Genomic DNA, 20,789 nt, shown 5'->3' with positions numbered 1-20,789 from the left:
TTTGGCTGAATTTATTTCAGAATCTTTTTATTTAATTGGTTTGTTGTTTCGTATAGAGCAATAGCTAAACTATGAATTACATTCATGCTAGAGTTGCGCCCATACATTGGTATAGCTACAGTTTCATCTACTAAGTTAACGTTTTCTATACCATTTCTTTCGCTACCCAAAAGTAAGACAATTTTAGAATGTGAAGTAAAATCGTAATCGCTAATGTTTATGCTTTCATCGGTAATTTCAATACCAATAATGGTGTTTCCTTCTTCTTTTAATTGATGGATAAGTTGTTTAAAATTCCCATAGGTATCATATGGTATTTGTTGAATAGTATTTCGAGCAGTTTTCTTGACAATTCTATTATCTATAGAAGGAGAACTTTCATGTAAATAGATTTTAGACACTCCAAAACTTTCAGAGATACGAAAGCACATTCCTATATTTTCAGGAGTACGGATAGCATCACATACAATAGTTACTGGAAAATCTTGCTGATTATTTTCTATATCATAATGAGTTAGTTGTTTCATTTTGTAAGCTTTTAATTTTGTCTACTGTCTACTGTCTACTGTCTACTGTCTACTGTCTACTGTCTACTGTCTACTGTCTACTGCAAACTCATTACATATTGTTTAGGTGTAGTGCCAAATTTCTTTTTAAAGGCAGAAATAAAGTGGCTAGAAGTACTATAACCAACTTGTAACCCAACTTCATTTACATTGTACTGATTGCTTTCTAATAGTTTACGAGCATGTTCCATTTTATAATCAAATAAAAAGCTGTATACCGTATCACCATAAATTTGCTTAAAACCTTCTTTTAGCTTTTTTAAGTTCAAGCCTACTTCATTTGCCAAATCTTGTAAACTTGGTGGTTCACTCATTCTAGCAATAATAATATCTTTTGCTTTTCTAATTTTTAAAACCTCACGATCATCAACTAAGAAAGGACAGTATTCTTCATTGGTGTTTTCGCCACTGTCAAAATGTAAACTCAATAATTCATATGTTTTACCTTTTATATAAAGGTCTCGCATTGAACTTTGGTTTTTTGCAGTTAAAATTTGTTGAAGCACTAATAGAACATTAGTATTTATTTCTGCATTGTCGTAATATTTCTTGTTTTTATTGTTTTCACTTAAAAAAGGGATATAGCTAGCTTCTTTTGAAAAAAATGTATGGAACTTTTCAATAGAAATTAGCACGGATACCAAAGAGGTTTTTGGTAATATTTCTAAGTTAATTGGTAGGTCTTGTTGTGGATTATATAAGAAAATTGAATGCTTGTCTAAAACATTAAAAGTGTAGCTGTTATTGTTAAAATGAAATTTACAATTACCTTTAACACAGTAGTGTAGTTGTATGTAGGAGTTGTCTATATCTCTTTTGAAAAACTCTATTTCTTCAGAGTTATTCTGAAATTTTAGTACAAAAAAACCTTGTTCTATAGGAACTTCTCTAAATGTACTTTCTGCGATGTTTTTTGACATGGATTCAGTGGTTTTTATAAATCTTATTATTTAGAATGATTCTAAAATAAAATGTTTCTCCTAGTCTATTTTACTGCAAAAATACACTTTTGTGTAAGTTTTTAAGGTGTTTTTGAGTGAAAAAACGAATAGCGACATTAAAAGTTCTTTTAGCGATACTTTTTTTTGTTCAATATTTATATTTTTGACCGACTTTTTTGAAGAAGACTCAATGACAGTAGAAAATAAACATCATAGTAATTTATACAACATAGGCGTTAGTTATAAAAAAGCTGATGCTGCGATTAGGGGGAAATTTAGTATTTCTAAAGAAAATCAAATTCAACTTTTAGAGGAAGCAAAACAAAAAGGGGTAGACGGAATTTTTGTGTTGTCTACTTGTAATAGAACAGAGATTTGTGGTTTTGCAGAACACCCTTTTCAGTTAATAAGTATGTTGTGTAAATACTCAAATGGTTCTGTAGAAGAATTTGCCAACGTATCAAACGTATATAAAAATAAAGAAGCCATTAACCATTTGTTTAGAATGGGAACAGGGTTGGATAGCCAAATTTTAGGAGACTATGAAATAGTTGGGCAGTTACGTCAGGCATTTAAGCAAGCTAAAGAAGTAGGGACTACAAATGCATATTTTGAGCGTTTATTGAATCATGTAATGCAAGCAAGTAAGCGAGTTAAAAATGAAACTAAATTAAGTTCAGGTACAACTTCTGTATCGTATGCAGCTGTTCAGTATTTAATTAATAATTTACCAGATTATAATTCAAAAAACATTTTAGTATTCGGTTTAGGTAAAATGGGAAAACATACCTGTAAAAACTTAGCAGAGTATACTCAAAATAAATCGGTAAGTTTAATTAATAGAACCGAAGAAAAAACTTCAGCGTTTGTAAAAGAGCATAGCTCAATAATAAAAGCATCATATGCAAATTTAGCAGAAGAAGTTCATAAAAGTGATGTACTAATCGTTTCTACTGGAGCTAGTTTTCCAACAATAACAAAAGAACATGTTCCTGCAGATAAAGAATTGTTGATTTTAGATTTATCAATGCCAGCGAATGTATCAAAAGAAGTTGCTGATTTAGATAATGTAACGATGGTGAATGTAGATGATCTTTCAAAAATTACTGATGAAACATTAGCTATACGTCAACAAGAAGTGCCAGTAGCCGAAGCGATTATTGAAACTCATAACCAAGAATTTCAAGAATGGTTAAATCACAGAAGATTTACCCCAGCAATTACCGCTTTAAAAGAATCGTTACAAAACATTCAACAAGGAGAAATAGCCTTCCATAAGAAGAAAATTAAAAATTTTGATGAAGAACAAGCAGAAATATTAACATCAAGATTTATTCAAAAAATAACCACACAGTTTGTTAAACACTTAAAAGACGAAGAAACTTCAGTAAACACAAGCATTGAAGTAATGGCTAAAGTGTTTGGAGCAAATTTAGAATCCATCCATGCAGAAGATAATTAGAATAGGTACACGCGATAGCCAATTGGCTATGTGGCAAGCAAAAAAAGTTCAAAAACTTTTAGAAGAATTAGGTCATCAAACTCAATTAATCCCCGTTAAAGCAACGGGTGATTTAGTTTTAGATAAACCCCTTTACGAATTAGGAATCACAGGAATTTTTACTAAAAATTTAGATATCGCCATGTTGAATGACGATATTGATATTGCAGTACATTCTATGAAAGATGTTCCTACAGTATTGCCAGAAGGTATTATACAAGCAGCTGTTTTAAAACGTGCAAATTATAACGATATTTTGTTGTTAAAAGACAATGAAGAGTTCATGGCACAACCTAATGGAGTAATTGCTACAGGGAGTTTACGTAGAAAAGCTCAGTGGTTAAATCGTTACCCAACACATACCGTAGAAGGTTTACGTGGAAACGTAAATACACGTTTACAAAAGTTAGAAGATAACGATTGGAACGGAGCCATTTTTGCCGCGGCAGGACTAGAAAGAGTTGGTTTACGACCTAAAGGAGCAGTTAATTTAACATGGATGATACCAGCACCAGCTCAAGGAGCTATTATGATTACTGCTTTAGATGAGAATGAAGAAATTAAAGAGATTTGTACAGAATTAAATGACAAAGACACTGAGATTTGTACAGGTATAGAACGTGAGTTCTTAAATCGTTTAGAAGGTGGGTGTACAGCACCTATTGGGGCATTAGCTTTTATAAATGAAAAAGAAGAAGAAATTAACTTTAAAGGAATTTTACTAAGTAGAGATGGTAAAAAGAAAATTGAAGTTAGTAAAAAAGTAAAAGTAGGGAAGCATAAATATGTAGCAAAAGATTGCGCTAATTATGTGATAGATAAAGGAGGAAAGTTAATTATGATGGAAGACGAAGGAATTGAAAAGCAATTTTCAATTTATTCGACAAAAAAACTATCTGAAGCACAAAAGAAATTATTACCGACACATATGAGTGTTCAGGATAGTGATTTTATCAAAATTCGTTTTAACAGAATTGCTCCTAAAGTAGTAAAAGAAGAAATAGAAAATGTAATTATTACAAGTAAAAATGGAGTAGAAGCATTACTAAACTCATTTACTTCAGATGAATTACAATTTAAAAATATTTATTGTGTTGGAAGAAGAACTAAAAAGTTAATTGAACAGCGCATCGGGAAGGTAACACACTCAGAAAGAAATGCTAAAAAACTATCTGAGTATTTATCTAAAGAATTAAAAGGACAAGAGGTAACTTACTTCTGTAGTAATTTACGATTAGATACGTTACCACTTATTCTTAAGGCGAACGATATTGTTGTAAAGGAAGTCGAAGCTTATAAAACAATGTACAGTCCAGCAAAAGTTGATGAAAAAGTAAACGGAGTATTGTTTTACAGTCCATCAACAGTTGAAAGCTACATGGAAAAAAACACTGCTGATAAAATAGCTTTTTGTATTGGAGATAGTACTGCTAATGAAGCAAAAAAGCATTTTAAAGAAGTACAAATAGCAAAGATGCCAACCGTAGAAAGTGTACTAGAGTTGGTAAACCTTCACTTTGTAAAAGAATAAACTATGTTTAGAACACGCAGACTAAGAAAAACAGAAAATATCCGTCGTTTAGTTCGAGAAAACAAACTATCGGTAGATGATTTTGTATACCCTTTATTTATTGAAGAAGGAACAGGTATTGAAACAGAAATTCCTTCTATGCCAGGAATCAATCGTTATTCGTTAGATACCATTTCTAAAGAATTAGACGAAGTTGTAGCCTTAAAAATTCCAGCAGTTTTACTATTTGGAATCCCATCTAAAAAAGATGATGAAGGCACCGAAACTTGGAATGACAACGGAATTATGCAACAAGCAATCCGATTCATTAAAAAGAACTATCCAAGTTTATATGTAATTACAGATGTATGTTTTTGTGAATATACCTCACACGGTCACTGTGGAGTTATACACGATAACGATGTAGACAATGATGCTACCTTAGTAAACTTAGCAAAACAAACAGTTTCGCATGCAAAAGCAGGGGCAGATATGGTAGCACCATCAGGAATGATGGACGGAGCAATCGCTATGATGCGTGAATCATTAGATAATACTGGTTTTGCGAACTTACCAATCATGGGATATTCTGTAAAATACGCATCAGGATTTTACGGTCCTTTTAGAGAAGCGGTAGATTCAGCACCATCATTTGGAGATAGAAGAACTTATCAAATGGATCCTTCTAATAGAGATGAAGGATTACGTGAGGCAACTTTTGATGATGAAGAAGGAGCAGATATTTTAATGGTAAAACCAGCTCTATCATATTTGGACATCATTAGAGATTTAAAAAATAATTTTGATAGACCAATCGCTTGCTATAATGTAAGTGGAGAATATTCTATGGTAAAAGCAGCCGCTGAAAAAGGATGGATTGATGGTGAAAAAGTAATGATGGAGAGCTTACTTTCTATGAAAAGAGCGGGAGCAGATATTATCATAACCTATTTTGCCAAAGAAGCTGCTAGAGTTTTAACGAGATAATTTAAAAATGGGTTTATCAACTAAAAACTCATAATTAACAACTAATAATTAGCGAAGAATGAGCTTTAAGAAATCACAAGAATTATATAACAAAGGATTAGAAAACTTAGTAGGAGCAGTAAATTCACCAGTACGTGCGTTTGCTTCTGTAGGAGGAAACCCTTTATTCATAAAAAAAGCGAAAGGAAGCAAGATTACTGATGTAGATAATAATTCATACATCGATTTAGTATTGTCTTATGGTCCAATGATTTTAGGACACCGTCATAAAAAAGTAGAAAAATCTATTAGAAAAGCCTTGAAAAAAGGGTATTCGTTTGGTGCATCAACAAAAGGTGAGATTAAATTAGCAAAAATTGTTTGTGATGCGTTCCCAGGAATGGACAAAGTTCGTTTTGTAAATTCTGGTACTGAGGCGGTATTAAGCGGAATTCGTTTAGCGAGAGCGTTTACTGGAAAAGACAAAATTATAAAGTTTGCTGGTTGCTACCACGGACACCAAGATGCCTTATTAGTGGCAGCAGGTTCAGGTTTAGCTACGTTGAGTTTACCAGGAAGTAAAGGAGTGCCAGAAGGAGCTGTGAAAAATACGTTGATTGCAAACTACAATGATTTAGAAAGTGTAAAAGCACATTTTGAAGCTCATGATGATATTGCAGGAGTTATTTTAGAGCCTATTGCAGGAAATATGGGAGTAGTAACTCCACAAAATGATTTCTTAAAAGAATTAAAAGAGTATGTAAACTCAAAAGGAGCCTTGTTGATTATTGATGAGGTAATGACAGGTTTCCGTTCTAAGTTCGGAGGAGCACAAGAAGTATTAGGTGTTGAAGCTGACATTACTTGTTTAGGAAAAGTAATTGGAGGAGGTTTTCCAGTAGGAGCGTATGGAGCACGTAATGAAATCATGGAAACAGTAGCTCCATTAGGAGGAATGTACCAAGCAGGAACTTTATCAGGAAATCCAATTGCGATGGCAGCGGGAATTTCAACTTTAACAGAATTAAAGAAACAAAATCCGTACGAAAAGTTTAACGAGATTGCTCAGATCATTGAAGTATTCTTGTTGGAGTCAGCAAAAAAGCATGGAGTTGAAATTACAGTTAACCGATTTGGTTCGATGATTAATCCTTTCTTTACCAATAAAAAAGTAACCAACTTTGAAGAAGCACAAACTTCAGATACAAAGAAATATGCTACTTTCTTTTGGGAAATGACTAGAAATGGTGTGTTTTTACCTCCAAGTCAGTTTGAAGCTTGGTTCTTATCATCAGCTTTAACGGAAAATGATATTCAAAAGATAGCTAATGCCATTGATAAGTCGATGGAAGCGGTATCAAAAATGTAGAATAAATAATTGTCATTACGAGGAAGAATGACATACAGATAGACATGATAAAAAACGATTTATTTTTAAGAGCTTTAAAAGGAGAAACAGTTGACCGTCCACCAGTATGGATGATGCGTCAAGCTGGAAGATATTTGCCAGAGTTTATGGAAATTCGAGAAAAGTACGATTTCTTTACACGTTGTAGAACTCCAGAATTAGCTTCAGAAATTACAGTACAACCAATTCGTAGATACGGAATGGATGCTGCGATATTATTCTCAGATATTTTAGTAATTCCACAAGCAATGAACATTGAAGTGGAAATGAAACCTAACTTTGGACCTTATTTGCCAAATCCTGTAAGAGATAAAAAAGGGTTAGAGAACGTAATTATACCTGATATTCATGAAGAATTAGGGTATGTAATGGATGCTATTAAAGCAACCAAAGAAAAGCTAAACAATGAAATACCATTGATAGGTTTTGCGGGGTCTCCATGGACAATTTTATGTTACGTTGTACAAGGACAAGGGTCCAAAAATTTCGACAAAGCAAAAGAATTTTGTTTCACTCAACCAATTTTGGCACACGAATTGCTTCAGAAGATTACAGATACCACAATTGCATATTTAAAAGAAAAGGTAAAAGCAGGTGTAAACGCTGTACAAGTTTTTGATTCTTGGGGAGGAATGTTATCTCCAACAGATTATCAAGAATTTTCATGGCAGTACATCAATCAAATAATAGAAGCATTGAAAGATGATGCTCCAGTTATTGCTTTTGGTAAAGGGTGTTGGTTTGCCTTACATGAAATGGCACAATCAAACGCCTCAGCTTTAGGAGTAGATTGGACATGTTCTGCAAGAAATGCTCGTTATTTAACAGGAGGAAATATTACCTTACAAGGTAACTTTGATCCTTCAAGATTGTTGTCTCCACCAGCTGAAATAAAAAAGATGGTACACCAAATGATAAATGAGTTTGGTAAAGACAAATATATTGTTAACTTGGGGCACGGAATTTTACCGAACATCCCGCTAGATAATGCAAAGGCATTTATTGACGCGGTTAAAGAGTATAAAGCCGACAGATAACCCCCTTTAAATAATTAAAAATGAAGAATTTATATTTTGTTTTGATGTGTTTTTTAACAACCGTTATTTTCGCACAAAATAAAACGTATTACAATTTTGCAGTAAACAATTGTGTAGAAGAAAGTGCTGAAGGTTTGATTGATAAGTGCATTAAAGGCTCTTATTTGTTAAATTATAATTTTACTACGATGGATAGTAAAACGGTAAGTACTGACAAAATTAACAAGCCAATTGTGCTTATAGCCAATGCAACTTGGTCAGCTCCATGTTGGGGAGATGTACCAGCTTTAAATAAAATGGTTGAAAAATATAATGACCAATTAGAGTTTGTTATGATTTTTTGGGACAAAGAAGCTAAAGTTAAAAGAATGGCTGAAAAACTAGATAAAAGAATCAAACTAGTACCTGCAAGAGAAATAGATAAAGTTAAAAAAGGTTATTTAGATATTAGTGGATTTGTTCACAAGCTAGATTACCCTACAGCTTATTTAATTAACAAAGACAAACAATTTGTAAACGTTAAAAGAGGAGCAGCAACACCAACAAAAGAAGTAGGTTGGGATAAAGTAAACGAAATTAATACAAAGAATTTTGAAGACTTTTTAGCACCAATTTTAAAGTAAATAGATTCAACAATATTTTACAGACCTCTTTCTTTATTGAAAGAGGTTTTTTATTTTCACATAAAAAAATATGATACAAAATATAGTAAAAGGAATTCAAGCTTATTTTGGAGCTTTTGGAATGATTTCAAAACTAAAACTATGGAAGTATTTTATCATTCCAATGTTTATAAGCCTATTAACAGCAACATTTGTTGGCTTTATGGCATATACATTTTCAGATAACATAGGTCATTATGTAGCAAATTTTTGGAAATGGGAATTTGGTAAAGAAACCTTTGAAGTAATTAGTACTTTTTTAAGTGGATTACTTATTGTGGTAATAGGTTTGGTATTATACAAACATATTGTAATGGCTTTATCTGCACCTTTTATGAGTCCCGTTTCAGAAAAAATTGAAGATTATCTTAGAGGAGAAGATCATACGCATAGAATAACTTCTTTTCAAGAACAATTAATTAGAGGTATACGAATAAACCTTAGAAATTTAACCAGAGAGCTCTTATTGACAATTCCTATCTTATTATTAGGATTAATTCCTGTGATTGGTATTGTTTCAACTGTATTACTATTTTTAATGCAAGCATATTATGCTGGATTTGGAAATATGGACTATACACTTGAACGTCATTTTAAATACAGAGAAAGTATCAATTTTGTAAAAGAAAACAAGGGGTTAGCTATAGGAAATGGAGTTGTATTTATGTTATTTTTATTAATTCCTGTTATCGGAGTAATTCTGGTATTACCATTATCAGTAACTGCAGCTACTACAGAAACTATTAAGAAAATACAGCTTAAAAAATTACCAGAATAAGTACTTTTGCACTTCAACAGAAACAAACAAATGAAAGAACAATTTTACGCCTACATTCAAGAGTTACAAGATACCATTACATCTAAATTAGAAGTTATAGATGGTAAAGCTAAGTTTCAAGAAGATTTATGGAAGCGTGCTGAAGGTGGAGGAGGTAGAACTCGTGTGATTGAAAATGGAAATATTTTTGAAAAAGGAGGTGTAAATATATCTAAAGTTTTTGGCGAGTTACCTGAAGCATTAAGAAAGCAATTTGGAGTGGAAAGTGGAGACTTTTTCGCTTGTGGATTAAGTTTAGTAATCCATCCAAAGAATCCATTTGTACCTACAGTACACGCTAACTGGCGTTATTTTGAAATGTATGATGGTGAAGGAAACATTGTTACACAATGGTTTGGTGGTGGACAAGATTTAACTCCATATTACTTATTTGAAGAAGATGCAAAACATTTTCACACTGTTTGTAAAGAAGCTTGTGATAAGCACCATTCAGACTTTTATCCAAAATTTAAAGAAACCTGTGATAACTACTTTTGGAATGCGCACAGAAATGAAGCACGTGGTTTAGGAGGTTTGTTCTTTGACTATTTAAAAGAAACAGAAGAGTTCTCTATGCAAGATCGATATGATTTTGTTACCGAAGTAGGAAATAGCTTTTTAAACTCATATGTACCAGTTGTTGAGAGAAGAAAAGATATAGCGTACACTCAAGAGCACAAAGATTGGCAAGAAGTACGTCGTGGTCGTTATGTAGAATTTAATTTAGTACATGATAGAGGAACCTTATTTGGTTTAAAAACGAACGGACGTATAGAAAGTATTTTAATGAGTTTACCACCAACGGTACAGTGGAAATACAATCACCATCCAGAAGAAGGTTCTGAAGAAGCTAAATTATTAGAGGTATTGGCTAAACCTAAAAGCTGGGTGTAATTTAATACTTATTTCCAAACAACATTTTTCTTAGTAAGTTCACTATTCACATTATGAATATGGAAAAGACGTGCCTTTAATAACAGCTTTCTTCCATCCAAAGTTCGTGTGTATACTAACTTAGATTTACCAAGATGTTTGTTCCAATTAGATTGAAAAACCAGACATTCTTTTTTGCGAACACCAAAAATTTCTGGAACAGGAAAGAAATTATTTAACTTTAATTTTCTGCGGAACCAACTCGTTTTTATCAGTAAATATTTGGGGTTATCGATAGGTTGTAACAACTCATCCAAAGCCTTTAAGAATAGTGTACTTTCATACCTGTTTGCTCCATGAATGGTACAAGAAACATTTCCTTTAGCTAATAATTGAGTTTGAACTTGTATATCGTTTAATGGTGTTGTAAAAAGGTTTAGCTCATAAAGAGATTCCAAAATAGCCAATGCGATTTTATCTATTTTTTTATGAATCAATCCGAAGTATACATACAATTGAACAGACTTATAAATTTTATAACCAAAAGTTAGTCCTAAGGCAGAAGACAAAGCAAATAGGAAGTAAATAATTCCCTTTTGTAATAAAACATTAAAGTTTTTGATGATAAATTCAGGAAGAAAAAAGGATAAACCAATAATAATTTCACCAATCGTGTATTTTACAATATCTTGATAATACAACTTTTTCTGTTTAGGATATTGTTTATTCTTTTCATTAAAAAAGGTAAGTTCTTTAATAATTCCTTTTCCATTGCTAATGGCATTTGTCCATCGTTGAGAAATTAAATTTCTGTTTTTAGAAAGCTCTAAAGTCTTTTTATTTTGTTGTTGAATATCTTCATCAATAAAATTAGTAGGAAGCTGTAAACGTTCAATTCCGCTAGTTATAACAGCTTTTTTACCATTGGAAATACCTAAGAAAGCATTAAAACGACGAGTAAGAATTTCAAAATCTCGTCCTCCAAACTCATCCGAAGTATCAATACAAGCCAAATGCCAAATTAAACCAACTTTATCTGGGTTTTTACTATCTACTCGAATTGCACGACCACGCATTTGATTTGAAGTAACGAATGAGCCTACAACAGAAGCCAAAATTAAGCTATTGATGGATGGGGCGTCCCAACCTTCACCTAATAACGATTTTGTACCTACTAAAACTTTGATATGTCCGAGTTCAAAAAGTTGAGTGATGACTTCAACAATACTATGTTTAGATGAACTTTTAGTTGTAAGAATTACAAACTCAGTATCTGATTTTAAAGGAGTGTAATTGTAGTTGTCAATAGCATCAATCAAACCAAGTTTAGCAATATTACTACTGTGAATAATTACTAAACTACCTGTAAGAACAGCTAAATTATTTTTGTTTTTAGTAGTTGTTCTAACATGATGAAAAATAGGAATAACTCCTAGTTTTTTAATTTCTTTTATTTCAGGTAAAGAACAGTTTAGGTATTCTTTTCTAATATAATCTGATAAAATAACACAACGTAATTCGTGTTGTAAATTTTGTTGTTCTTGTTGAACAATCGTGGTAATACTTTTTAATTTACTAGGACTATTACTGAGTGATTTATACAAAAGTTCATTTCCTACTAAATTGACTTTGTTTTTACTGAAAACGGCCAATTTTCGAAGTCTTTTTTCTAAAAAATCTAAATAAACTTCATTTTCAATAAGGTTTTCACGATCAGTTACCAATAAGTGTTGAAACAAAATTTGAATCCATTCATTTGTAATTGAAGGAAAATCAATCTCTTCATCTTTATCAAAACCTAATACACGCAGTTTTTCAAAAGGAATCCTTTCTCCTGCTTCGTGTAAGAAGATTAACATAGAAGAAAAGAAATCAGAATACTTGTAGAGTTCTTCTAAGTTTTCTTCAGTTTTTGCATAAAACCTATGCTGTTTTAGAAAAGAAATAAACTCTTCATCTTTTAAAATGTCAGTAACAAATTGAGAAATTTTCAGCCTAAAATCAGTAATAAAATTAATTTCTTGATCTTCAGGTTTGGAAAGAAAAACTAAATCTTGATGTGGACAAAGATTTTGTTCTTTCACTAAATCAGGAACTACAATTTCATCATCAATTTCTCCACACAGCTTAAAATACTTTTGAATTTCAGCATTATCACTATCGTAAGGTGGAGTGGCGGTTAAAGCCACTACCGTTTGCATGTGCTGCTCTTTTAAATCAAACAAACATTTCCACCAAGCGTTTTTTAAGTGATGGGCTTCATCTAATAGCAAAACTTCTATTTGATGTTTTTTAAAGAAATTATAATATGCTTCCTTAGTATCAAAAGATTTATAAAAACTGTGTAAAGCCTGATATGTAGAAAAAGTAATATCAGAAGGTTGTTTAATATCAAATGAAACCTGAGAAAAATTACAATCAGTAGTAAAAAAGTTTTGTAAACGATCTTCCCACTGGTTTCTAATGGTTAAAGTGGGAGCTAGGATCAATGTTTTTTTACCTATTCTTTTAATAATTTCTATTCCTAAAATTGTTTTCCCAGAACCAGGTGGAGCAACTATATGAAAATGATCATCCTGTATATGAACTGAAAAATTTTGAAGCACTTTTGTTTGATAAGGTCTCCAGTCAAATAAGAAGTTAAGTTTGGTAATAGCTTCGTTCAACAATTTTTAATTAGGTTAAAGAGTTCAAAAATAGAATTTTGAGCGAACAAACAAAAGTTTAATTAGATATTAAATTATTCGTAATGATATTTGTTTTTTATAGAGATAACAATAATCTATTTGTTTTTTTTTATAGTTGAATTGAGGATAATTTAATCAGTAAAGAAGAAAACAAAAATATTTAACGGATAAAATCATGAAAAAATCGTTGCTTTTTAGTAACTTCGCAAGCGTTTAAAATTATACACTATGGCTAGATACGAATTGAAGTTGCCTAAAATGGGCGAAAGCGTTGCAGAAGCAACAATAACTTCTTGGGTAAAAGAAGTTGGAGAAACTATTGATATAGATGATACCGTTGTTGAAGTAGCTACAGATAAAGTAGATAGTGAAGTACCTAGTGAAGTAGAAGGAACCTTAGTTGAAATCTTATTTGAAAAAGATGCTGTTGTGCAAGTAGGTGAAACTATTGCAATTATAGAAACAGAAGGAGAAGAGGGAGCTACAGTAGATGCACCTAAGGAAGAAGAGGTTAAACCAGAAACTGTTGCAGCAGTAGAAAAAACAGTTGAAGTAGCTAAAGAGACAGTAGCTACTACGATTGATACTTCATCAAGTGATCGTTTTTACTCACCATTAGTAAAAAGTATTGCACAAACAGAAGGAATATCAGTTGAAGAGTTAGAAACTATAAAAGGAACTGGTAAAGAAGGAAGAGTTACTAAAAATGATATTTTATCATATTTAGATAATAGAGGAAGTCAACCAACAGTTGCAGCGACAGCTTCAACAGAGAAAAAATCGACACCTCAATCAGCACCAGCACCAACTCCAGTTTCATTAAGTGGTCAAGATGAAATTATAGAAATGAGTCGTATGGGGAAATTAATCTCTAAACACATGGTCGATTCTATTCAAACATCAGCTCACGTACAGTCATTTATTGAAATTGATGTAACAAATATTGTTAATTGGAGAAATAAGGTTAAAAATGCTTTCCAACAAAGAGAAGGAGAGAAGTTAACATTTACACCAATATTTATGCAAGCTGTAGCTTCTACAATTAAGAAGCACCCAATGATAAACATTTCTGTTGATGGTGATAAAATCATTAAAAGAGGAAATGTAAACTTAGGAATGGCAGCAGCTTTACCTGACGGAAATTTAATTGTACCAGTAATCAAAAATGCTGATATGTTAAATTTAGTTGGTATGACTAAACAAGTAAATGATTTAGCAGGTAGAGCTCGTGCTAATAAGTTAAAACCAGACGAAATTCAAGGAGGAACTTATACAGTAACGAATGTTGGTAGTTTTGGAAGTATCACTGGTACACCAATAATTAACCAACCTCAAGTTGCAATTTTAGCTTTAGGAGCGATTGTTAAAAAACCAGCTGTTATTGAAACTCCAGAAGGAGATTTTATAGGAATACGCCACAAAATGATTGTATCACATTCTTATGATCATAGAGTGGTAAATGGAGCTTTAGGAGGTATGTTTATTAAAACATTAAAAGAAATTTTAGAATCTTGGGATGTAAATCAAGATTTTTAAAAAGCGATATAATATTTTAAAAGGCTTAGGTATTCACCTAAGCCTTTTTTATTTTTAACTATATTAGCTACTTTAACTACTAATAGAAATCAAAAAAGGATGAAAAAAATTTTAATAGCACTTTTGTTAGGTGTAACAATGGTGAGTACTGCACAAGAAAAAGTGTTACTTCGTTTAAACTATGAGAAAGGACAAAAGTACACTATGGATATGAAAATGGCTCAAGTTATAGGTACTGGAATAATGACAAATAATATGCATATTCAAATGAAATATAATATAACAGGTGTTTCAGGCGATACATATGAAAGTAGTTCTAAAATTACCAAAATGGTAATGGATATGAAGCAAGGAGCAGTGAACATATCATATGATTCATCTAAAAAGGATGAAGAATTAGATGAGACAGGAAAAATGATGAAGTCTAAAATGCAGCCTATGTTATCAGCTACAATTATGACTAAAGGTGATAACCTAGGAAATATCTTAGAAACAAAGGTTGAGCCTAGTAATATTCAAGGGGCAAAAGATATTACAAAACAATCTAGTAGTGTAATTTACCCTAAAGAGGCAGTTGCTGTAGGAGATACTTGGACAAAAACTAAGAATGACGGAGCAATGAACTTCAGTTTTACCTACAAAGTAAAATCAATATCTTCTAAAAATGTTTTAATAGATATTTCAGGAAAAGTTACGGGAGCAGCTGATGGAGATATTACAGGAGCGATGGATATAGATAGAGGTTCTGGTATGCCTTTAGAGTCAAACATAAATATGACAATGAAGATTCAAGGGCAAGATGCAACAACTAATATGACAGCTAAGTTTACTAAAGGTTAAAAACATATTAATCATATACTTACTTGAAAGCTCAGAATTTATTCTGAGCTTTTTTTATGGTAAATACAGTTAAAACACTTATTCATAGTTTGTTATAATTTGTTAATTTTGTAAAACTCTCATTATACTTCTCAAAAAGGGGCTAGTTTATAATATATTTCTTAAGCAAACCCATAATTACATTTTTCAATCATAACTAAAACTTAACTATTATGAAAACAGTTAAACTTAAGCTATTAATGGGATTTCTATTACTTATGGTTATTCCATCAACCATCTTTTCGCAAGAAGAGAATCAACGTCCTGAGTATATAACTGTCACAACGGGGCACTGGAACTTAAACTATGAAAATTTTGATAAAGGAGAATGGATTGCTGTAGAAAAAGAGTTTTTAGATAAAGTTGTAAAAAAGAATGAGTTTATCTTAAGGTCGTTTGTGTTTTTACATCGCTTTACACCAGATAATACAGAGATAATTTTTGTAACCACGTATTCTTCTTGGGATAATATAGATAAAGCTTACAAAAGAAGTGGTGAGTTAGCAAAAGAGGCTTGGCCAGACAAAGATGAAAGAGCTGCATATTTTAAGAAAAAGGATGCTTATTACACACACCATCATTCAGATGAAATTTATGCACCAATTGGAGGAGCAAAGATGTTAGAACCTTCAAACAAAGAAATGATTTGGTTAGTGGTAAAAGGACATTTTGCATTTCCAGAAGATGGCTCAATGAAAGAATTTGATGAATTATCTAAACAATACTTAGATAATGTAATTAAAAAAAATGAATTTATAAAAGGATTTTATCAACACGGACACGCTTGGGGGTCTGACAGAACAGAGTATACCAGGGCTTATGTAATAGAGTCAATGGGTGATTTAGATAAAATGGGAAAAAGAAGTAATGAGCTTTATAGAGAACATTGGTCTGACGAGGCAAAAAGAAAAGAGTTTGGAAAGAAAATGAGTAAGTATTTTACAGGTAAACATGGTGATTATATTTATACATCAGTACCAGAACTAACCAAATAAAAAGAAAAGAGCTCAGAAATTTCTGAGCTCTTATTTTTTATGAAAAAACCACCAATTCATATCTCTTGTTAGTTTATACCCCAACTTTTCATAAAGCTGTATTGCAGGGTTTCCTTTGTTGGTATGCAAAATAGGATGTTTTCCATCTTTTAAAATTTCTTTAGTAACATGTTGAGAAAGTTGTTTAGCTAATCCTTTTCTGGTATGTTCAGGGTGAGTAACTACAGCACTAAGTTCAATAAAATTGTCAGTTTGCATACGTTGTCCAGTTACAGCAACAAGTTTATTATTCTTAAAAATTCCAAAATACTTTCCCATATCAAATGTTCTTTTTCTGTAATAACCAGGCATTACTAACCATACTAGGTTATAAATTTCATCAATATGTTTTTCAGTTAATGGTATAATTTCTTCAGTAATGTCAACATCTGTTATGTTCTCTAAAACCATTTGACAGCCATCAATCTTTTTGTACAGAAGAATTTTGTCTTTATCGTAAGTAGGAGTTTTATTTTCAGAAACTAAAAAGAATTGATCAGTAAGTTTAGAATATTCATTCAGCGCATCTGTAGTTTTTGAAGCATCAGTAAAAGCACCGAAAGGACAAACTGTAGGGTTATAAAATTTCACACCATCATAATTAATAGCAAATTTTTCATGTGTTTCACACAACGAATGCCAAACAGGATTTTCAAGCTTATTATTCATTATAAATATTAGTTAAAGCAGTTTTTAAGGTTGGAAAAATAAAAGTATAATTACTATTTGTTTTTTTAGAAGAAACTCTACTTCCTTTTAATAAGATATAAGCCATTTCTCCTAAAGCAGTTTTTAAAATAAACGAAGGAGCGTTCATTGGAAGTACTGGTTTATTAATGCTTTTTCCAAGTAATTTTGTAAAACTTTCGTTGGTTTGATGTTCAGGAGCAACAGCGTTAAAAATACCATTAAAGTCTTTGTCTTCTATTGCTTTTGAATAGAGTTCACATAAATCATCAATATGAATCCAAGGCATATATTGTTTACCGTTTCCTAAGGCAGATAAAAATAAAGGAGTATTCATTTTTTGTAAAGCCCCTCCATTTTTTGAAAGAACGACACCAGTTCGTAAAATGGTTACAGGAATATCTATTTGTTCAAATTGAAGAGCAGCATTCTCCCATTTCACACAAATTTTAGAGATAAAATCATTTTCAGGTCTATCTTTTTCTGTAAATATTTTGTCAGAAGTAACAGCTCCATAATATCCTATACCAGAAGCAGAAATAAATTTTTCAAGAGGTACTTGGTATTCTTGTACTTTATTGAACAGTAAATTAGCTGTTTTTACACGGCTATTTATCAATTCTTTCTTTCTTTCATTAGTCCATCGTTTATCTGCTATACCTGCTCCAGCTAAGTGAATAATATGGCTAACATTGTTAAAAGCATCCTTATCAATAAAACTTTCTTTTACATTCCAGCGAAACTCATTATTCTTTTTAGGTGTTCGGGTAAGAGTGTTTACCACATGCCCTTTACTAGTTAATTTTTTGGTTAACTCTTTTCCAATTAACCCTGTTCCGCCTGTAATTAATATTGTAGCCATAGTACTCAAAAATAAACATTCATTTTTAAAGAAATGAATAGATAAAAGAAGAGTATAAAAAAATCACCTGTAATCCCTTTAAAATAGGAGGGTTTCATGTTTTTATAAAAAAAAGTTAAAAAAATAAAAACCGTCATTGCTATTTTCTCGTAAGTATGGTTGAATGAGTAATTAACTTTAAAATTTACAACCATGAAAAAAATGAAATTAATTATTGGAGCCGGTGCTTTAGCATTAATAGGTTTAGTCTTATTAGCAGCCGATCACATTGATGCTCCAGACGTAACAGGAGGCTCAAGTGATATTACAGACTTTTATGCTTTCCAAGGAGAAAATACAAGTAATCTTGTTTTTGTAGCAAATATTCAAGGATTATTAAGTCCTTCAGCAACAGCATCAGCAAGTTTTGATGAAAATGTATTGATTGAATTTAATATCGATAACAATGATGACAAAGTTGAAGATTTAGTAATTCAAGCAATTCCAAGAGATGGAAAAATGTACTTTTTTGGTCCATATAGTCCATCAACTACTGGTTTAACTAGTACGTTACCACAAGATGGATCAGAGTATGGTGTTTCTATAACTCCTTATGGATCTAGTGCCATAGTTGGTAGTAAAGGAGGAATGCAATTTTTTGCAGGACCTAGAGATGATCCTTTCTTTATGGATTTTGCTCAATACGGTGAAATCATAGCAGGAAATGCAGGTGGTTTTAACGATCCAGGAGCAGATACTTTTGCAGGTACTAATGTATTATCAGTAGTAGTAGAGGTGCCAAAATCTATGATTGGAGGCTCAGGTACTATTAATACTTGGGTAGAAACTAAAACGAAGCAGTAAAAAACAATCAACTTTAAAATCCAAAGACATGAAACTTAACAATATAAAAATCTTAGCAATTTCAATCCTATCAATTTTTGCCTTAGCAAGTTGTAGTGATGATGATAATAACATACCACCAATGACTTCTATTGACTTCTCGGGAAGTTACATGCAAAAAGACCAAATGGGTAGACCAGCAGTGAATACTGTTTTTGTAAATAGCGATATGAAAGATGCGTTTAATGTAACAATACCGTCTGAGCAAGGAGCAAATTTTGCAGCAATGTTTGAAACGAATTTAAAAGCGTTAAGCCCTGCATATGCAAATGATGGTGATACGAATGCATTAGGTTTAGACGCTGCAACTTTTGCGAGTGTTTTAGCTACTGATGTATTAACCGTTTCATTAGACGGTACAACAACTTTTTACGATGGAACCAATGTGTTAACAGGTAGAGCATTAGCAGATGATGTGATTACCGTTGAACTATTATTGATTTTTGGAGGAGAAGATTTTTCTGAGAACCCAACATTGTCAAATGATAACGTAGATGCAAATGATAAAGAATTTTCAAGTTCTTTCCCATATTTGGCGAGTCCTTGGTAGAACGGGAAGACTAAACCTCCTGGGGTTAAAATTGGTTGCTTTTTAGCAACCAATTTTTAAATAAACTATTAACTAAAAATCCTTCTAAAATGAAAACTATTAAAATAATTATATGTGCTATTCTAAGTAGTAGTATATTGAGTTGTACAACTTCAAAAACAACAAAAGTAGCTAGCCAAGAAGAGTATAATAAGTACTTACAAAAAACAGTAGTTACTTCAGAATCGTTAGCTCAAAAAGAACTAGATTTTTGGCAGAAAAAATTAAACAATCAGCCAACACAGTATCCATATTTAAGTAAAATAGCAAAGGCTAATACATTACTTTTCTCAGAAAAAGGAAATATTTCTTATTTGATAGAAGCGGAAAAAAAGCTGTTAAAAATCAATCAAAAAACAAATTATAACAAAGCTTCACATTTACGATCATTAGCAAGAAACTATATCTCTCAACATCGATTTAAAGAATCGTTAGAATTACTAAAAAAAGCTGAGGTGAATGGAGAAAACCTAAATGCTACTCAAAAAATGTTGTTTGATGTTTATTTAGAGTTAGGAGAACCTGATAAAGCTTCGGAGTACTTAGCTGAAATTGAAAACTATGCTGACTTTGATTACCTAATAAGAGTATCTAAATGGCATGATTATAAAGGAGATTTGTCTTCAGCAATTCGATTTATGGAAAAGGCCATGAAAAAAGCAGAAGAAGCTAATAATAAAGATTTAAAAGCATGGAGTTATACCAATTTAGCTGATTTTTATGGACATAATGGTCAAATAAAGGATTCTTATAATTTATACATGAAAGCATTAGAACTAGATAATAGTAATGCGTATGCAAAAAAAGGTATTGCTTGGATTGTATATTCTCATGATAAAAATGCAGATGAAGCATTACGAATTTTAGATATTATAAGTAACGAACATTCTTCTCCAGATTACTATTTGTTAAAAGCAGAGATAGCCGAGTTTAAGAATAATTTAACAATGAAAGAAAGTAATATAAAGGTATATTTATCGGCTGTAAAAAATAGCTCATATGGTGTAATGTATAATCAGCATCTAGCTAAATTATATTTAGAAGAATTTAATGACACATCTAGTGCATTATCATACATCGAAAAAGAAATTGAGAGTAGGCCTACACCACAGTCTTACGATTTACTAGCTTGGTATTATTACAAAAATAAAGAGTTTAAAAAAGCTTTAGAAGTAATTAACACACATGTAGTAGATAAAACTTTCGAGCCCGAAATACAGTATCATATAGCTGAAATTTACAAAGCAAATGGAATTAATGATAAAGCTATGGCTTTAAAAGATGAGTTGTTAGAAAGCTCTTTTGAATTAGGTCCGTTGATGACAGAAAAAATTTTAAGTATATAATTAAAC

The 20,789-nt window shown here is 31.7% G+C and carries 19 protein-coding genes; 14 read left to right on the top strand and 5 right to left on the bottom strand.

Going from position 1 to position 20,789, the window contains the following annotated elements:
* Positions 1 to 11: 11 nt before the first annotated feature.
* Both VCM48_RS04745 and VCM48_RS04740 read right to left on the bottom strand, forming a co-directional pair.
* Positions 12 to 527 (bottom strand): TrmH family RNA methyltransferase, encoded by a 516-nt coding sequence (locus tag VCM48_RS04745; RefSeq protein ID WP_125067134.1) that lies wholly within the window; start codon positions 525 to 527, stop codon positions 12 to 14.
* Positions 528 to 604: 77 nt separating this feature from the next.
* Positions 605 to 1,486: a helix-turn-helix transcriptional regulator gene (locus VCM48_RS04740; RefSeq protein WP_482271818.1), complete on the bottom strand. Its 882-nt coding sequence runs from the start codon at positions 1,484 to 1,486 to the stop codon at positions 605 to 607.
* 211 nt (positions 1,487 to 1,697) lie between these two features.
* On the opposite strand from VCM48_RS04740, the gene hemA reads away from it, so the two are divergent.
* The 8 genes from hemA (at position 1,698) to hemF (ending at position 10,302) form a co-directional block, all read left to right on the top strand.
* A complete protein-coding gene (hemA, locus tag VCM48_RS04735; protein ID WP_274640239.1) occupies positions 1,698 to 2,969 on the top strand; it encodes a glutamyl-tRNA reductase in 1,272 nt (423 codons plus the stop codon).
* Positions 2,953 to 4,539, top strand: a complete 1,587-nt coding sequence (gene hemC, locus VCM48_RS04730; RefSeq protein WP_482271817.1) for a hydroxymethylbilane synthase — start codon at positions 2,953 to 2,955, stop codon at positions 4,537 to 4,539. Before hemA ends, hemC begins: the two co-directional genes overlap by 17 nt.
* A gap of 3 nt (positions 4,540 to 4,542) precedes the next feature.
* Positions 4,543 to 5,505 (top strand): porphobilinogen synthase, encoded by a 963-nt coding sequence (gene hemB, locus VCM48_RS04725; protein WP_482271816.1) that lies wholly within the window; start codon positions 4,543 to 4,545, stop codon positions 5,503 to 5,505.
* A gap of 58 nt (positions 5,506 to 5,563) precedes the next feature.
* On the top strand, positions 5,564 to 6,853 hold the full coding sequence (gene hemL / locus VCM48_RS04720; protein WP_482271815.1) for a glutamate-1-semialdehyde 2,1-aminomutase: 1,290 nt from the start codon (positions 5,564 to 5,566) through the stop codon (positions 6,851 to 6,853).
* Positions 6,854 to 6,897: 44 nt separating this feature from the next.
* Positions 6,898 to 7,929 (top strand): uroporphyrinogen decarboxylase, encoded by a 1,032-nt coding sequence (hemE, locus tag VCM48_RS04715; protein WP_482271814.1) that lies wholly within the window; start codon positions 6,898 to 6,900, stop codon positions 7,927 to 7,929.
* 20 nt (positions 7,930 to 7,949) lie between these two features.
* On the top strand, positions 7,950 to 8,552 hold the full coding sequence (locus tag VCM48_RS04710) for a TlpA family protein disulfide reductase (RefSeq protein WP_121147523.1): 603 nt from the start codon (positions 7,950 to 7,952) through the stop codon (positions 8,550 to 8,552).
* 70 nt (positions 8,553 to 8,622) lie between these two features.
* Positions 8,623 to 9,369, top strand: coding sequence for an EI24 domain-containing protein (locus VCM48_RS04705; protein WP_425659130.1), 747 nt, complete (start codon positions 8,623 to 8,625; stop codon positions 9,367 to 9,369).
* Positions 9,370 to 9,399: 30 nt separating this feature from the next.
* A complete protein-coding gene (gene hemF / locus VCM48_RS04700) occupies positions 9,400 to 10,302 on the top strand; it encodes an oxygen-dependent coproporphyrinogen oxidase (protein WP_482271813.1) in 903 nt (300 codons plus the stop codon).
* Positions 10,303 to 10,310: 8 nt separating this feature from the next.
* Here hemF and VCM48_RS04695 read toward each other — a convergent pair whose 3' ends face one another.
* Positions 10,311 to 12,947, bottom strand: coding sequence for a DEAD/DEAH box helicase family protein (locus VCM48_RS04695; RefSeq protein ID WP_482271812.1), 2,637 nt, complete (start codon positions 12,945 to 12,947; stop codon positions 10,311 to 10,313).
* Between the two features lie 249 nt (positions 12,948 to 13,196).
* Here VCM48_RS04695 and VCM48_RS04690 point away from each other — a divergent pair, with 249 nt between their 5' ends.
* The 3 genes from VCM48_RS04690 (at position 13,197) to VCM48_RS04680 (ending at position 16,378) form a co-directional block, all read left to right on the top strand.
* Entirely contained in the window at positions 13,197 to 14,504 is a 1,308-nt protein-coding gene (locus VCM48_RS04690; protein WP_482271811.1) for a dihydrolipoamide acetyltransferase family protein, read from the top strand.
* 99 nt (positions 14,505 to 14,603) lie between these two features.
* A complete protein-coding gene (locus tag VCM48_RS04685; RefSeq protein ID WP_440121222.1) occupies positions 14,604 to 15,344 on the top strand; it encodes a DUF6263 family protein in 741 nt (246 codons plus the stop codon).
* A 212-nt stretch (positions 15,345 to 15,556) separates the two neighbouring features.
* A complete protein-coding gene (locus VCM48_RS04680; RefSeq protein ID WP_482271810.1) occupies positions 15,557 to 16,378 on the top strand; it encodes a hypothetical protein in 822 nt (273 codons plus the stop codon).
* Between the two features lie 30 nt (positions 16,379 to 16,408).
* On the opposite strand, the gene VCM48_RS04675 is transcribed toward VCM48_RS04680, so the two are convergent.
* Both VCM48_RS04675 and VCM48_RS04670 read right to left on the bottom strand, forming a co-directional pair.
* Positions 16,409 to 17,086 carry a GNAT family N-acetyltransferase gene (locus VCM48_RS04675; protein ID WP_482271809.1) on the bottom strand — a complete coding sequence of 226 codons (678 nt, stop codon included), beginning with the start codon at positions 17,084 to 17,086 and terminating at the stop codon, positions 16,409 to 16,411.
* The gene (locus VCM48_RS04670) at positions 17,079 to 17,966 is read right to left on the bottom strand and encodes a TIGR01777 family oxidoreductase (protein WP_482271808.1); all 888 of its coding nucleotides are present in this window, start codon (positions 17,964 to 17,966) and stop codon (positions 17,079 to 17,081) included. Before VCM48_RS04670 ends, VCM48_RS04675 begins: the two co-directional genes overlap by 8 nt.
* A gap of 192 nt (positions 17,967 to 18,158) precedes the next feature.
* Here VCM48_RS04670 and VCM48_RS04665 point away from each other — a divergent pair, with 192 nt between their 5' ends.
* The 3 genes from VCM48_RS04665 to VCM48_RS04655 all read left to right on the top strand — a co-directional run bounded on the left by VCM48_RS04665 (position 18,159) and on the right by VCM48_RS04655 (position 20,783).
* Positions 18,159 to 18,809 carry a DUF4331 family protein gene (locus tag VCM48_RS04665; RefSeq protein WP_482271807.1) on the top strand — a complete coding sequence of 217 codons (651 nt, stop codon included), beginning with the start codon at positions 18,159 to 18,161 and terminating at the stop codon, positions 18,807 to 18,809.
* A gap of 28 nt (positions 18,810 to 18,837) precedes the next feature.
* A complete protein-coding gene (locus VCM48_RS04660) occupies positions 18,838 to 19,398 on the top strand; it encodes a DUF4331 family protein (RefSeq protein ID WP_482271806.1) in 561 nt (186 codons plus the stop codon).
* Between the two features lie 89 nt (positions 19,399 to 19,487).
* Positions 19,488 to 20,783, top strand: a complete 1,296-nt coding sequence (locus VCM48_RS04655; protein WP_482271805.1) for a tetratricopeptide repeat protein — start codon at positions 19,488 to 19,490, stop codon at positions 20,781 to 20,783.
* The last annotated feature ends 6 nt before the right edge of the window (positions 20,784 to 20,789 follow it).

The organism is Tenacibaculum sp. DPLXC6 (genome assembly GCF_056815515.1).
Note: the sequence above shows the minus strand (reverse complement) of the source record. Positions and strands in the feature narration are given on the sequence as shown.